Below are 14,855 nucleotides of genomic sequence, written 5' to 3'. Positions count from 1 at the left end.
TTGGATTTTTTATATCTAGTATTATTTTACTCTTACACAGGCGTATTCATATCGAAAGCCTCTAGATATTCGGCAACACGTTTTACAAACATACCTCCTAAAGCTCCATCCACAACACGGTGATCGTAAGCATGAGATAAGTACATTTTATGACGAATTGCAATCATATCTCCTTGTGGAGTTTCGATAACAGCAGGTTTTTTCACAATTGCACCAACAGCCAAAATAGCTACTTGAGGTTGAGGAATAATTGGCGTTCCTAATGTATTTCCAAAAGAACCAATATTTGTAATTGTATACGTTCCTCCTTGAATTTCTACTGGTTTCAATTTATTATTACGCGCACGGTTTGCTAAATCATTTACCTGAGAAGCTAAACCTGCTAAATTAAATTGATCTGCATTTTTGATAACAGGAACAATTAAATTTCCACTTGGTAAAGCTGCTGCCATTCCAATATTTATATTTTTCTTTTTGATGATTTTATCTCCATCAACCGAAACATTAATCATTGGGAAATCTTGAATTGCTTTTGCTACAGCTTCGATAAAAATTGGCATAAACGTAATTTTCTCACCATGTTTCTTCTGAAACTCATTTTTATTTTTATCTCTCCACAACACAATATTCGTCATATCAACTTCTACGAAAGACGTTACGTGAGGAGCAATTTGTTTTGCTTGTAGCATATTTTGCGCAATAATTTTACGCATTCTATCCATTTCGATAATTTCATCTCCTTCACCAACAGAAATTGGCGCAGATTGCACTTGCGGTGCTTGAGGTTGAGCAACTGGTGCAGCAACAGAAGTCGTAACAACTGTTTTCGCTGGTTGATTTCCTCTATTTTTAACGAAATCCAAAATATCATCTTTCGTTACACGTCCGTCTTTTCCAGAACCTGAAATTTGATCTAACTCAGCCTGAGAAACACCTTCTTCTTTCGCAATAGATTTTACTAAAGGAGAATAAAATTTATCATCAGACGAAGTAATAACCGTTTCAGTTTTGATTGTTGCAACTTCAGCTTCGATAGATTTTGCTGCATCTGCAATTTCCTGATCGCTACTTGTATCTACTTCTTCTACCGAATCAGCTTGTTCTACAACTCCATCAACAGACAAAATTGCGATAGGCTCACCTACTTTTGCAATTCCATCTACCGGAACTAAGATTTCTTTTAAAACTCCTGCAACTGGCGAAGGAACATCAGAATCTACTTTATCTGTTGCGATTTCTACAACCGATTCATCTTCACTAATCGAATCACCAATATTTTTGATCCAATTTGTTACAGTAGCTTCCATTACACCTTCTCCCATAGAAGGTAGAATTAATTTATAGTCAGACATTCTTGTGTTATTTGCTAAATACAAATCTAAACATTTTTTCGATTCAAAAAAATACTGTTAAAAAGATTAATGCTTTTTATTTTTAAATTATTCGCATTAATATCATAAATAATTATCAATTTAATAATTGATCTAACTTTTATAAGATTATTTTTAATGATTTGATAGTTTTGATTACATAAAAAAATCCCCCAATCTAAGATTGAGGGACTTTTTGAAATATTAAGAATGATTCTTAAGCTTCGTAAGTTGCAGTACCGTTGTTTACTTGAGGTTCTTTGATTTCACCAAAGCTTTTCTCGAAGTTAGTTACGTTTTCTGCTAACGATTGAGATAATTGTTTTGCTTGTAATGGAGACAAAATAATTCTTGATTTTACTGATGGTCTAGCACCTGGTAAAAATTGAACGAAATCTACAACGAACTCAGATGGTGAGTGGTTGATGATTGCTCCTGTAGCATAAACACCTTGAGCTACTAATTCGTTTAACTCAATGTTTAATCCTTCGTTTTGTTGATTTTCTGACATTATAATTCTTGTTTTGCGTTTATTAATTCCTCGTATTCACGGTTAGATCCTACGATGATGTTTTGATACTCTTTTAATCCAGTTCCGGCAGGAATTAAGTGACCAACAATAACGTTTTCTTTTAATCCTACTAAACCGTCTACTTTACCAGCTACAGCTGCTTCGTTAAGAACTTTTGTAGTTTCCTGGAACGATGCCGCAGACATGAAAGATTTAGTTTGTAAAGACGCTCTTGTAATACCTTGTAAAACTGCTTCTGCTGTTGCAGGTAAAGCCTCACGAGCTGTCACTAAGTTTTTGTCTTCACGTTTTAATTTAGAGTTTTCGTCACGTAATTCGCGAACTGTGATGATTTGTCCTGGACTTAATGTGTCAGAATCACCAGCATCTTCTACGACTTTCATTCCAAATAAACGATCGTTTTCTTGCATGAAATCGTCTTTGTGCTCTAAACTATCTTCTAAGAATCTTGAATCTCCTGAGTCTACAATACGAACTTTACGTAACATTTGACGTACGATAATTTCGAAGTGTTTGTCATCAATTTTTACCCCTTGTAAACGGTATACATCTTGAATCTCGTTTACTAAGTATTCTTGAACCGCTGTCGGCCCTAAGATTCTTAAAATATCTTCTGGTGTAATTGCTCCATCTGATAAAGGCTCACCTGCACGTACGAAGTCATTTTCTTGAACTAAGATTTGTGCTGATAATTTAACTAAGTAACGACGGATTTCACCATTTTTAGATTCAACGATGATTTCGCGGTTACCACGTTTTATTTTACCGAAAGATACAACTCCATCCATTTCACAAACAACTGATGGATTAGATGGATTACGAGCCTCTAACAACTCTGTAATACGAGGTAAACCTCCTGTAATATCGCCAGATTTAGCTGACTTACGAGGAATCTTAACTAAGATTTTACCTGCATTAATTTTTTCACCATCATTTACCATTAAGTGTGCACCTACTGGTAAGTTGTATGTTTTTTCTTCACCATCAATAGTGATAACTCTTAACGCTGGAACTAATTTTTTATTACGTGATTCAGAAATAACTTTTTCTTGGAATCCTGTTTGCTCATCGATTTCAATTTGGAAAGTTACCCCTTGCTCTAATTGTTCGTACTCGATTTTACCAGTAGATTCCGCGATGATTACCCCGTTATAAGGGTCCCAACTTGCAATCTCTTGACCTTTTTGAACTTTAGCTCCGTTTTTAACAGATAAGATAGTACCATAAGCGATGTTAGTTTGTTGACGAACGTTTCCTAAATCGTCAATTACTTTCATCTCTGTAGAACGAGAAACAACTGTATCTACTTTGTTACCTGCATCATCTGTCGATTCAACAGTACGTAAGTCATCAAACTCAACTGTACCATCAACTTTAGCATTAATTGTATTTTGCTCAGAAACGTTACCCGCAGTACCCCCAACATGGAAAGTACGTAATGTTAACTGTGTACCAGGCTCACCAATAGATTGTGCAGCAACTACACCAACTGATTCACCTTTCTGAACACCTTTACCTGTAGCTAAGTTACGTCCGTAACATTTAGCACAAATTCCAGTTTTCGCTTCACATGTTAATGGAGAACGAACTTCTACATTTTCAATACCAGCTGCTTCTAAAGCATCACCAATATCTTCTGTAATAATGTTACCAGCAGAAATGATTAATTCACCATTATCTGGGTTGTAAATATCATTTAATGAAGTACGACCTAATACACGAGAAGATAAACTTTCGATGATTTCTTCTTTTTTCTTAAGTGCAGATACTTCTAAACCTCTTAATGTACCACAATCTTCGTGCATTACGATAACGTCTTGCGCAACGTCAACTAAACGACGAGTCAAGTATCCAGCATCGGCAGTTTTTAAGGCAGTATCGGCAAGACCTTTACGCGCACCGTGCGAAGAAATAAAGTACTCTAAGATAGACAGACCTTCACGGAAGTTAGAGATAATTGGGTTTTCGATGATATCCCCACCAGTAGAACCAGCTTTTTGAGGTTTAGCCATCAATCCACGCATACCTGATAACTGACGAATTTGCTCTTTAGATCCACGCGCTCCAGAATCAAGCATCATGAATACAGAGTTAAATCCTTGTTGATCTTCTGTCATACGTTTCATTACAATTTCAGTTAAAGTTGCGTTTGTTGTTGTCCAAACATCAATAACTTGGTTGTAACGTTCGTTATTTGTAATAAGACCCATATTATAGTTCATCTTAATGTTCTCAACTTGGTTGATCGCACCTGAGATAAGGTCTTTCTTTTGTTCTGGGATTAAGATATCTCCTAATGAGAATGATAAACCACCCTCGAAGGCATTACGGTATCCTAATTGTTTCATATCATCCAAGAAAGCAGCCGTTGTAGGGAAATCTGTAATCTTGATGATTTTATTAATAATTGTACGTAACGATTTTTTCGTTAATACTTCATTAATATAACCTACTTGTTTCGGAACGATTTGGTTAAATAACACACGTCCTACTGAAGTTTCGATTAATTGATTTTCTACTAACTCCTCTCCTACACGAATTGTTCCTTTTACACGAATTGGCGCGTTTAAGTCAACAGCTCCTTCGTTGTATGCAATTTGAACTTCTTCATCTGAATAGAAAGTTAATCCTTCACCTTTTACTGTAAATTGGTGGTCTGTACGACGAATTTTCGTCATGTAGTAAAGACCTAAAACCATATCCTGAGAAGGTACAGTAATTGGAGATCCATTTGCAGGATTCAAAATATTTTGAGAAGCCAACATTAATAATTGTGCTTCTAAAACAGCTTCTGGTCCTAATGGTAAGTGAACAGCCATCTGGTCACCATCGAAATCGGCATTGAAGGCAGTACACACTAATGGGTGTAAACGAATTGCTTTACCTTCGATTAATTTCGGTTGGAATGCTTGGATACCTAAACGGTGTAACGTAGGGGCACGGTTTAATAAAACTGGATGACCTTTGATTACATTTTCTAAAATATCCCAAACAACTGGCTCTTTTCTATCGATAATTTTCTTAGCCGATTTAACTGTTTTTACAATTCCACGCTCGATTAATTTACGAACTACGAATGGTTTGTATAATTCAGCTGCCATATCTTTTGGTAAACCACATTCGTGTAATTTAAGTGTTGGTCCAACAACAATTACAGAACGAGCAGAATAATCTACACGTTTACCTAATAAGTTTTGACGGAAACGACCTTGTTTACCTTTTAATGAATCAGATAATGATTTTAACGGACGGTTACCATCAGCTTTTACAGCAGATGCTTTACGCGTGTTATCAAATAATGAATCAACCGCTTCTTGTAACATACGTTTTTCATTACGTAAGATTACTTCTGGCGCTTTGATTTCCATTAATCGTTTCAAACGATTGTTACGGATAATTACACGACGATATAAATCATTTAAATCTGATGTTGCAAAACGACCACCATCTAATGGAACTAACGGACGTAATTCTGGTGGAATAACCGGAATAACGCGCATTACCATCCATTCTGGACGGTTTACGTGGTGCATATTTGACTCACGTAACGACTCAACAACTTGTAAACGTTTTAACGCTTCTGTACGACGTTGTTTAGAAGTTTCGTTGTGTGCTTTGTGTCTTAATTCGTAAGATAACTCATCTAAATTGATACGAGATAATAGGTCTTCTAATGCTTCAGCACCCATTTTCGCAACGAATTTATTAGGATCTGTATCTTCTAGATATTGATTCTCGATTGGAAGAGTTTCTAAGATATCTAAATACTCTTCTTCTGATAAGAAATCTAATCTATTTAATTCTTCACCTTCTGGTCCTTTTGCGATACCTGGTTGAATCACTACATATCTTTCATAGTAAATTACCATGTCTAATTTCTTAGATGGTAATCCTAAGATGTAACCAATTTTGTTTGGTAATGAACGGAAATACCAAATATGTGCAATTGGCACAACAAGATTGATGTGTCCAATACGCTCACGACGAACTTTCTTTTCAGTAACTTCAACCCCACAACGGTCACAAACGATACCTTTATAACGGATTCTTTTATATTTTCCGCAGGCACATTCGTAATCTTTTACAGGTCCAAAGATACGCTCACAGAATAACCCGTCACGCTCTGGTTTGTGCGTTCTATAGTTAATCGTTTCAGGTTTTAAAACTTCACCTTTAGATTCTTGAAGAATCGATTCTGGAGAAGCTAACCCGATACGGATTTTTGAGAATTGACTTGTTTTATTTTTTGTTGACATATAGAAATGTATCTAACAATTATATTATTATAACGAAAAAGGTAGAATAATAGGTTGCCCTATTATTCTTCCAAGTTTATGTCTAATCCAAGACCTTGTAATTCATGTAACAATACGTTAAATGATTCTGGAATACCAGGTTCTGGCATTGGCTCTCCTTTTACGATTGCTTCGTAAGTTTTCGCACGTCCAATTACGTCATCCGACTTAACTGTTAAGATTTCGCGTAAGATATTAGATGCACCGAATGCTTCTAATGCCCAAACCTCCATCTCTCCGAAACGTTGTCCACCGAATTGTGCTTTACCTCCTAATGGTTGTTGAGTAATTAATGAGTATGGTCCGATAGAACGCGCGTGCATTTTGTCGTCAACCATGTGTCCTAATTTCAACATGTAAATCACCCCTACAGTAGCTTTTTGATCAAAACGTTCTCCAGTATTACCGTCATATAAATATGTTGTACCGTGTTTTGGAATACCTGCTTCTTCTGTGATGCGATCGATATCAGCGATTTCAGCACCATCGAAGATAGGTGTAGCAAATTTTTGACCCATTTTAAGTCCAGCCCATCCTAATACCGTTTCATAAATCTGACCGATATTCATACGAGATGGTACCCCAAGTGGATTAAGTACGATATTTACTGGCGTTCCGTCTTCTAAGAAAGGCATATCTTCGTCGCGAACGATACGTGCAACAATACCTTTGTTACCGTGACGTCCTGCCATTTTATCCCCTACTCTTAGTTTACGTTTTTTCGCAATGTAGATTTTTGCTAATTTAACGATACCTGCAGGTAACTCGTCTCCAACAGAGATTGTAAATCTTTCGCGGTTAAGTGCTCCTTGTAAATCATTGTACTTAATTTTGTAATTATGTAACAATTCTTTTACTAATTCGTTCTTATCCTCGTCTGTTGTCCAAAGAGATTCTGCTCCAGTTAAATTTAAGAAATCTTCAACATTAGATAAGATTTTTTGTGTGTATTTTACACCTTTCTTGATTACTTCTTCATTCAAGTCGTTGTAAATACCTTGAGAAGTTTTTCCGTTTAATAAAACGTATAATTTCTCTAATAAAATCTCTCTTAATTCGTTGAATTTAACGTCGTACTCAGCTTCTACACTATCAATAATAGCTTTGTCTTGAGAACGTTTACGTTTATCCTTAATACTACGTGAGAATAATTTTTTGTCGATAACAACACCACGTAATGATGGAGAGGCTTTAAGAGAAGCATCTTTTACATCACCTGCTTTGTCACCAAAGATCGCACGTAATAATTTTTCTTCTGGAGTTGGATCAGATTCTCCTTTTGGAGTAATCTTACCAATCAAGATATCACCAGGTTTTACTTCTGCTCCAATACGGATCATACCGTTTTCGTCTAAGTCTTTTGTAGCCTCTTCTGAAACGTTAGGAATGTCTGAAGTTAATTCTTCCATACCTAATTTTGTATCACGTACATCTAATGAATACTCATCGATGTGGATAGATGTAAACCAGTCTTCGCGAACAGCTTTTTCAGAGATTACAATAGCATCCTCGAAGTTGTACCCCTGCCAAGGCATAAAGGCAACAACCATGTTACGACCAATTGCTAATTCTCCTCCTTCTGTTGCATAACCTTCAGATAAAACTTGTCCTTTCTCTACACGATCACCAACTTTTACAATTGGTTTCAACGTAATTGTAGTTCCTTGATTCGTCTTTCTGAATTTTGTTAAATTATATGTTTTCTCAGCAGTATCGAAGCTTACTAATTCTTCGTCTTCTGAACGATCATATTTAATTGTTATAATGTCAGCATCAACATAAGTTACTGTACCTTCACGTTCTGCATTTACTAAGATTCTTGAATCTTTTGCAACTTGTTTTTCTAATCCAGTACCTACAATTGGTGCTTGAGGTTTTAATAATGGAACTGCCTGACGCATCATGTTCGATCCCATTAACGCACGGTTGGCGTCATCATGCTCCAAGAAAGGAATTAATGATGCTGAGATAGAAGCAATCTGGTTAGGTGCAACGTCAATTAAATCAACTTCTGCTGGCGTTACAACAGGGAAATCCCCATCTTCACGAGCAGTTACACGTTCAGTAGCAATAGTACCATCGTCTGTCATGTCGATATTGGCTTGAGCAATTACTTTTGATTCCTCCTCTTCCGCAGTTAAATAGATTGGTGCTGATTCGACGTCCACTTTTCCATCTTCTACTTTTCTGTACGGTGTTTCGATGAACCCTAAGTTATTAACTTTAGCGAATACACATAATGACGAAATCAAACCAATGTTTGGTCCCTCAGGAGTTTCAATTGGACATAAACGTCCGTAATGAGTGTGGTGTACGTCACGTACCTCGAATCCCGCTCTTTCTCTTGATAAACCTCCAGGTCCTAATGCTGATAAACGACGTTTGTGTGTAATCTCTGATAATGGATTTGTTTGGTCCATGAACTGAGATAACTGGTTCGTTCCGAAGAATGAGTTGATAACAGATGATAATGTTTTAGCATTAATCAAATCGATTGGTGTAAACACCTCGTTGTCACGAACATTCATTCTTTCACGGATAGTTCTAGCCATACGAGCTAAACCTACTCCGAATTGGCTAGCCATTTGCTCACCTACCGTTCTTACACGACGGTTAGATAAGTGGTCGATATCATCCACCTCTGCTTTAGAGTTGATTAATTCGATTAAGTATTTAATAATCGAAATGATATCTTCACGAGTCAATACTTGTACGTCCTCGCTAATGCTTAAGCCTAATTTTTTATTTAATCTGTAACGACCTACTTCACCTAATGAATAACGTTGATCAGAGAAGAATAATTTGTCAATAATTCCTCTTGCTGTTTCCTCATCTGGTGGCTCAGCGTTACGTAATTGTCTATAGATATACTCTACTGCCTCTTTTTCAGTATTAGTAGGGTCTTTTTGTAAAGTATTATGGATAATTCCATAATCAGCAGAATTAATATCTTCTTTGTGTAATAAGATCGTCTTAACACCAGAATCTACGATTTGATCGATGTGATCTTTCTCTAAGATTGTTTCACGGTCTAAGATAATTTCATTACGCTCGATAGATACAACTTCTCCTGTATCTTCATCTACGAAATCCTCGTGCCATGTATTTAATACACGTGCAGCAAGTTTACGACCTACAACTTTCTTTAAATTAGCTTTATTAACTTTTACTTCTTCTGCTAAGTCGAAAATTTCTAAGATATCTTTATCTCTTTCGTATCCGATAGCACGTAATAAGGTAGTTAATGGTAACTTTTTCTTACGATCGATGTAAGCGTACATTACGCTGTTGATGTCTGTTGCGAACTCAATCCAAGATCCTTTGAAAGGAATGATACGAGATGAGTACAATTTTGTACCATTCGCGTGGAAAGATTGTCCGAAGAATACCCCAGGAGAACGGTGTAATTGAGATACAATAACACGCTCTGCACCATTAATAATGAATGATCCTGAAGGAGACATGTAAGGAATTGTTCCTAAGTATACGTCTTGCACTACAGTTTCGAAATCTTCGTGTTCTTCGTCCGTACAGTATAATTTAAGACGAGCTTTCAATGGTACGCTGTACGTTAATCCTCTTTCGATACACTCATCAATTGTGTAACGTGGTGGATCTACGAAATAATCTAAGAATTCTAAAACAAACTGATTGCGAGTATCCGTAATTGGAAAATTCTCAGCAAATGTTCGGTAAAGACCTTCATTTTTTCGTTGGTCAGGTCTTGTTTCCAACTGGAAAAAATCTTCAAACGATTTGATCTGAATGTCAAGGAAATCTGGGAACTGAGCGACTGCTTTTGCAGAAGAGAAGTTCAATCTTTCTTTTTTCTCAGTCGAGTTGCTTAATGTTGCTTTAGTGGCCAATTTCGAATGAATTTTGGTTTATATAATGACTTTATGCGTAAAAAGGTTTAGACCTAACACGTCCTGTGTTAGGTCCAAACCTATATTTTTGAGTAATAAAAATTACTTCAATTCTACTACTGCACCAGCTTCTTCTAGCTGTTTCTTTAAAGCTTCAGCTTCGTCTTTAGAAACTGCTTCTTTAACTGTTGCTGGAGTTGAATCTACTAAATCTTTAGCTTCTTTTAATCCTTTTCCAGTTAATTCTTTAACTAATTTAACAACTGCTAATTTAGATGCACCTGCTTCTTTTAAGATTACGTCGAATTCTGATTGCTCTTCAGCAGCTTCACCTGCTCCACCTGCAGCAACAACTACAGCAGCAGCAGCTGGTTCGATTCCGTACTCATCTTTTAAGATTGTAGATAATTCATTAACTTCTAAAACTGTTAAGTTTACTAACTCTTCAGCTAATTTTTTTAAATCTGCCATTTTAATGCTTTTTGTTTTTTAAACTTTTATTTGATATGAGTGTGTCTTATTCTTCTGAAGCTCCTTCTTCTGCTTTTGCAGCCTCTTTGTTCTCTAATTGAGAAACAACAGTTTTGATTGGAGATTGAAGTAACATGATGATGTCTGCGATTAATTCTTCGCGAGATTTCAATGCTACTAATTGTGGTAATTTGTCATCACCTACGAATGTATTATCTTCAATCCAAGCTCCTTTTAAAATAGGTTTTTCAGATTTTTTTCTGAAAGTATCGATTACTTTAGCTGGTGCATTACCAACTTCAGCAGTCATTAATGCTGTATTTCCTTTTAAAGATCCGTAAAGCTCTTCGAAGTTTTTGTCTTCGATTTGCTCCATAGCTTTCTTTAATAAAGTGTTTTTTACTACGCGTAAAGATACATTGCTTTTGAAGCAAGCTCTTCTTAATTCAGTAGTATTAACAGCGTTTAATCCGTCGATATCTGCTAAGTAGATGATTTTTGCTTCTGCTAATACAGCTTGCAATTCATCTATCATATTTGCTTTATCTTGTTTTGTCATTGCCATAATCTACTAATTTTAAGCGTTTACACTTTTTGGATCTACTGATACACCTACAGATTGAGTTGTAGAAAGCGTGATGCTTTTTACATATGTTCCTTTAGCAGCTGTTGGTTTTAATTTAATTAAAGTTTGAATTAACTCATTCGCATTTTCTTTAATTTTATCAGCATCGAAAGATACTTTACCAACTGCAGCGTGGATGATTCCGTAACGATCTACTTTGAAGTCGATTTTACCTGCTTTTACTTCAGAAACGGCTTTACCTACTTCTAAAGTTACAGTACCTGATTTTGGGTTAGGCATTAATCCACGAGGTCCTAAAACACGTCCTAATGGTCCTAATTTACCCATAACAGCTGGCATAGTAACGATAACGTCAACATCTGTCCAACCTTCTTTAATTTTTTGTAAGTATTCGTCTAATCCTACATAGTCTGCACCTGCTGCTTTAGCTTCTGCTTCTTTGTCTGGAGTAACTAATGCTAATACTTTTACATCTTTACCTGTTCCGTGTGGTAATGAAACTACACCACGAACCATTTGGTTAGCTTTCTTAGGATCTACACCTAAACGAACTGCTATATCTACAGAAGCATCAAACTTAGCGTAGTTAACTTCCTTTACTAATGATGATGCTTCATCAATAGAGTAAAGTTTGTTTTTTTCTACTTTAGCTAATACTTCTTTTTGTCTTTTTGTTAACTTTGCCATTTCCTAAAATGTTTTAATTATTCTGGAGCTTGCCCACCTTTTACAGTTATACCCATAGAACGTGCAGTTCCAGCAACCATTTTCATAGCAGATTCAACAGTAAAACAGTTCATGTCCGCTAATTTGTCTTCAGCAATAGCTCTAACTTGATCCCAAGTAACAGTACCAACTTTTTGACGGTTTGGTACACCTGATGCTTTTTTCAATTTCGCAGCTTCCATTAACTGAATAGCAGCTGGTGGAGTTTTAATTACGAAATCGAATGATTTGTCTTGATACACAGTAATAACAACTGGTAACACTGCACCTTGTTTTTCTTGTGTACGTCCATTAAATTGTTTACAAAACTCCATGATGTTAACACCTGCAGCACCTAAAGCTGGCCCTACTGGTGGCGAAGGATTTGCTTGTCCTCCTTTAACTTGAAGTTTTACAACTTTTTCAATTTTTTTTGCCATTTTTTTAATTCTTAAAATTAAGCGTTATGTGGAAGCAGCCTAAATTTCTACTTTTAATTTGTTGATAGATTGATTATGCAATCTTTTCAACTTGGTTAAAACTTAACTCTAGTGGTGTTTTACGTCCGAAGATTAAAACCATCACTTCAAGTTTACGTTTATCTTCAATGATTTTTTCAACTGTTCCGTTGAAGCCATTGAATGGTCCGTCGATTACTTTTACAGTTTCTCCTACGATGTAAGATATTCCTAAGTTTGTATCAACGTTTTCTGCTAATTCGTCAACTTTACCTAACATTCGGTTAACTTCCGATTGTCTCATTGGTACAGGATCACCTCCTTTCGTTGCACTCAAAAAGCTAATTACACCTGATGTATTCTTTACCATGTGAGGAATTTCCCCTACAAGTTCGGCTTCTATCATGATGTAACCAGGAAAGTGTACTTTTTCCTTTTGATATTTTTTACCGTTACGGATTTGAATCACTTTTTCCATAGGAACAACAATTTGTCCTACATAATCATTCAAATTTTGGTACTGAATTTCTCTTTCAATATAATCCTTAACTTTCAGCTCTTGTCCAGCTACAGTCTTGATTACATACCATTTCTTTTCACTCATGATTCTAATTACTAAACGGGATATTTTACAAACTAAAAAGCGCCGTAGATAAAGTTAAGCACTTGTGTGAATAATGTATCTACCGCATATAAAAATATAGCTAACAAAACTGTAGCTATTGCAACAATAATTGTGTCTCTTTGTAGATCTGAGAATGATGGCCATGTAACATGATCTTTAAATTCTACAAAGGAATCTTTAAAATATTGTACGACTTTCATATCGTTTTCATTTAGCACGGGCACAAGGATTCGAACCCTGATCAACGGTTTTGGAGACCGCTATTCTACCATTGAACTATGCCCGTAGATAAAAAGAGTGGTAATCATTGAAGATTACCACATCTTCTATATTATATTTTGACTAATTAGTCTAAAATTTCAGTTACCTGACCAGCACCAACTGTACGTCCACCTTCACGGATTGCGAAACGTAAACCTTCGTTTAATGCGATTGGTTGTAATAATTCAACTGTAATAGTTAAGTTATCTCCTGGTAAAACCATCTCAACTCCTTCTGGTAAGTTGATTTCCCCTGTTACGTCAGTTGTACGTACGTAGAACTGTGGACGGTAACGGTTATGGAATGGAGTGTGACGACCACCTTCTTCTTTAGTTAAGATATAAACCTCAGCTTTGAATTTTTTGTGTGGTTTAACAGATCCTTGTTTTGCGATAACCATACCACGACGGATGTCAGTTTTATCAACACCACGTAATAATAAACCTACGTTATCACCAGCTTCACCTCTATCTAAGATTTTACGGAACATTTCAACACCTGTTACAGTAGAAGTTAATTTTTCTTCTCCCATACCAACGATGTCAACTGGATCCCCAGAGTTAATTACACCAGCCTCGATACGTCCTGTAGCAACAGTACCACGACCTGTAATAGAGAATACATCCTCTACTGGCATTAAGAATGGTTTATCTTGATCACGAACTGGTTGCTCAATCCACTCATCAACATTGTTCATTAAGTTTAATACAGTTTCAACCCATTGAGGCTCACCGTTTAATGCACCTAAAGCAGATCCTTGGATAACTGGAGTGTTATCTCCGTCATATTCGTAAGAAGATAATAAATCTCTTACTTCCATTTCTACTAACTCTAATAACTCAGCATCGTCAACCATATCAACTTTGTTTAAGAAAACAACGATACGAGGAACGTTTACTTGGCGACATAATAAGATGTGCTCACGAGTTTGAGGCATTGGACCATCAGTAGCAGCTACTACTAAGATACCACCATCCATTTGAGCAGCTCCTGTAACCATGTTTTTTACGTAATCCGCGTGACCTGGACAGTCAACGTGTGCGTAGTGACGGTTAGCAGTTTCATACTCTACGTGAGATGTATTAATTGTAATACCACGCTCTTTTTCTTCTGGAGCATTATCGATTTGATCGAAAGCTTTTGCTTCTGAATAACCAGCATCAGCTAATACTTTAGTAATCGCTGCAGTCAAAGTTGTTTTACCGTGGTCAACGTGACCAATAGTACCAATATTTAAGTGCGGCTTATTACGGTTGAAAGTTTCCTTTGCCATTTTACTTTTTATTAATTTCTATTGTTATACTTAAATTAAAAAAATAACTTTAAATTATTTTCAAGTGTAAAAATACACTTTTTGATTTATATAAAGATATTAATTTTTGACTCGCGTTAACCTTGGTTTAAATGAGTTTCAACAACTACTTAAAAGATTAACTATACTGGACGAACCAGAATTTGAGCGGGAAACGGGACTCGAACCCGCAACATTCAGCTTGGAAGGCTGACGCTCTACCAATTGAGCTATTCCCGCATTCACTTCTAAAAAGCTTTGCAAATTTAAAGATTAAATCCTAAACCACAAAAAATTTTAAAAATTAAGTTTGTGGGGAGAGCAGGATTCGAACCTGCGAAGGTTACCCAACGGATTTACAGTCCGTCCTCGTTGGCCGCTTGAGTATCTCCCCG

Annotated in this window: 11 protein-coding genes and 3 tRNA genes; all 14 read right to left on the bottom strand. The window is 36.2% G+C overall.

Going from position 1 to position 14,855, the window contains the following annotated elements:
* Positions 1–32: 32 nt before the first annotated feature.
* Entirely contained in the window at positions 33–1,352 is a 1,320-nt protein-coding gene (locus tag N5D46_RS08455; protein ID WP_280049726.1) for a dihydrolipoamide acetyltransferase family protein, read from the bottom strand.
* 235 nt (positions 1,353–1,587) lie between these two features.
* Positions 1,588–1,881 carry a DUF3467 domain-containing protein gene (locus N5D46_RS08450; RefSeq protein WP_038331074.1) on the bottom strand — a complete coding sequence of 98 codons (294 nt, stop codon included), beginning with the start codon at positions 1,879–1,881 and terminating at the stop codon, positions 1,588–1,590.
* Entirely contained in the window at positions 1,881–6,158 is a 4,278-nt protein-coding gene (gene rpoC, locus N5D46_RS08445) for a DNA-directed RNA polymerase subunit beta' (protein ID WP_125349433.1), read from the bottom strand. Before rpoC ends, N5D46_RS08450 begins: the two co-directional genes overlap by 1 nt.
* Before the next feature lie 62 nt (positions 6,159–6,220).
* A complete protein-coding gene (gene rpoB, locus N5D46_RS08440) occupies positions 6,221–10,063 on the bottom strand; it encodes a DNA-directed RNA polymerase subunit beta (protein WP_125349434.1) in 3,843 nt (1,280 codons plus the stop codon).
* A 102-nt stretch (positions 10,064–10,165) separates the two neighbouring features.
* On the bottom strand, positions 10,166–10,534 hold the full coding sequence (gene rplL / locus N5D46_RS08435; RefSeq protein ID WP_019974307.1) for a 50S ribosomal protein L7/L12: 369 nt from the start codon (positions 10,532–10,534) through the stop codon (positions 10,166–10,168).
* A 46-nt stretch (positions 10,535–10,580) separates the two neighbouring features.
* On the bottom strand, positions 10,581–11,093 hold the full coding sequence (gene rplJ / locus N5D46_RS08430) for a 50S ribosomal protein L10 (RefSeq protein ID WP_125349460.1): 513 nt from the start codon (positions 11,091–11,093) through the stop codon (positions 10,581–10,583).
* An 18-nt stretch (positions 11,094–11,111) separates the two neighbouring features.
* Positions 11,112–11,807, bottom strand: a complete 696-nt coding sequence (rplA, locus tag N5D46_RS08425) for a 50S ribosomal protein L1 (RefSeq protein WP_038331070.1) — start codon at positions 11,805–11,807, stop codon at positions 11,112–11,114.
* A gap of 17 nt (positions 11,808–11,824) precedes the next feature.
* Positions 11,825–12,265 carry a 50S ribosomal protein L11 gene (gene rplK / locus N5D46_RS08420; protein ID WP_038331069.1) on the bottom strand — a complete coding sequence of 147 codons (441 nt, stop codon included), beginning with the start codon at positions 12,263–12,265 and terminating at the stop codon, positions 11,825–11,827.
* A 73-nt stretch (positions 12,266–12,338) separates the two neighbouring features.
* Positions 12,339–12,887, bottom strand: a complete 549-nt coding sequence (nusG, locus tag N5D46_RS08415) for a transcription termination/antitermination protein NusG (RefSeq protein ID WP_219033762.1) — start codon at positions 12,885–12,887, stop codon at positions 12,339–12,341.
* A 32-nt stretch (positions 12,888–12,919) separates the two neighbouring features.
* Positions 12,920–13,108, bottom strand: coding sequence for a preprotein translocase subunit SecE (gene secE, locus N5D46_RS08410; protein ID WP_038331172.1), 189 nt, complete (start codon positions 13,106–13,108; stop codon positions 12,920–12,922).
* 15 nt (positions 13,109–13,123) lie between these two features.
* A tRNA-Trp gene (locus N5D46_RS08405) sits at positions 13,124–13,194 on the bottom strand.
* 60 nt (positions 13,195–13,254) lie between these two features.
* On the bottom strand, positions 13,255–14,442 hold the full coding sequence (gene tuf / locus N5D46_RS08400; RefSeq protein WP_038331067.1) for an elongation factor Tu: 1,188 nt from the start codon (positions 14,440–14,442) through the stop codon (positions 13,255–13,257).
* Positions 14,443–14,627: 185 nt separating this feature from the next.
* Positions 14,628–14,700: transfer RNA gene (locus N5D46_RS08395), tRNA-Gly, on the bottom strand.
* Between the two features lie 73 nt (positions 14,701–14,773).
* Positions 14,774–14,854, bottom strand: a tRNA-Tyr gene (locus N5D46_RS08390).
* Position 14,855: the final 1 nt, after the last annotated feature.

The organism is Empedobacter sp. GD03865 (assembly GCF_029840775.1).
In the GTDB taxonomy this organism is placed as follows: domain Bacteria; phylum Bacteroidota; class Bacteroidia; order Flavobacteriales; family Weeksellaceae; genus Empedobacter; species Empedobacter falsenii_B.
Note: the sequence above shows the minus strand (reverse complement) of the source record. Positions and strands in the feature narration are given on the sequence as shown.

Coding starts and splice junctions, on each gene's coding strand:
- rplL (WP_019974307.1), bottom strand. CDS start 10,534: ATGGCAGATTTAAAAAAATTAGCTGAAGAGTTAGTAAACTTAACAGTT.
- nusG (WP_219033762.1), bottom strand. CDS start 12,887: ATGAGTGAAAAGAAATGGTATGTAATCAAGACTGTAGCTGGACAAGAG.
- N5D46_RS08455 (WP_280049726.1), bottom strand. CDS start 1,352: ATGTCTGACTATAAATTAATTCTACCTTCTATGGGAGAAGGTGTAATG.
- rplA (WP_038331070.1), bottom strand. CDS start 11,807: ATGGCAAAGTTAACAAAAAGACAAAAAGAAGTATTAGCTAAAGTAGAA.
- rplK (WP_038331069.1), bottom strand. CDS start 12,265: ATGGCAAAAAAAATTGAAAAAGTTGTAAAACTTCAAGTTAAAGGAGGA.
- rpoC (WP_125349433.1), bottom strand. CDS start 6,158: ATGTCAACAAAAAATAAAACAAGTCAATTCTCAAAAATCCGTATCGGG.
- N5D46_RS08450 (WP_038331074.1), bottom strand. CDS start 1,881: ATGTCAGAAAATCAACAAAACGAAGGATTAAACATTGAGTTAAACGAA.
- secE (WP_038331172.1), bottom strand. CDS start 13,108: ATGAAAGTCGTACAATATTTTAAAGATTCCTTTGTAGAATTTAAAGAT.
- rplJ (WP_125349460.1), bottom strand. CDS start 11,093: ATGACAAAACAAGATAAAGCAAATATGATAGATGAATTGCAAGCTGTA.
- tuf (WP_038331067.1), bottom strand. CDS start 14,442: ATGGCAAAGGAAACTTTCAACCGTAATAAGCCGCACTTAAATATTGGT.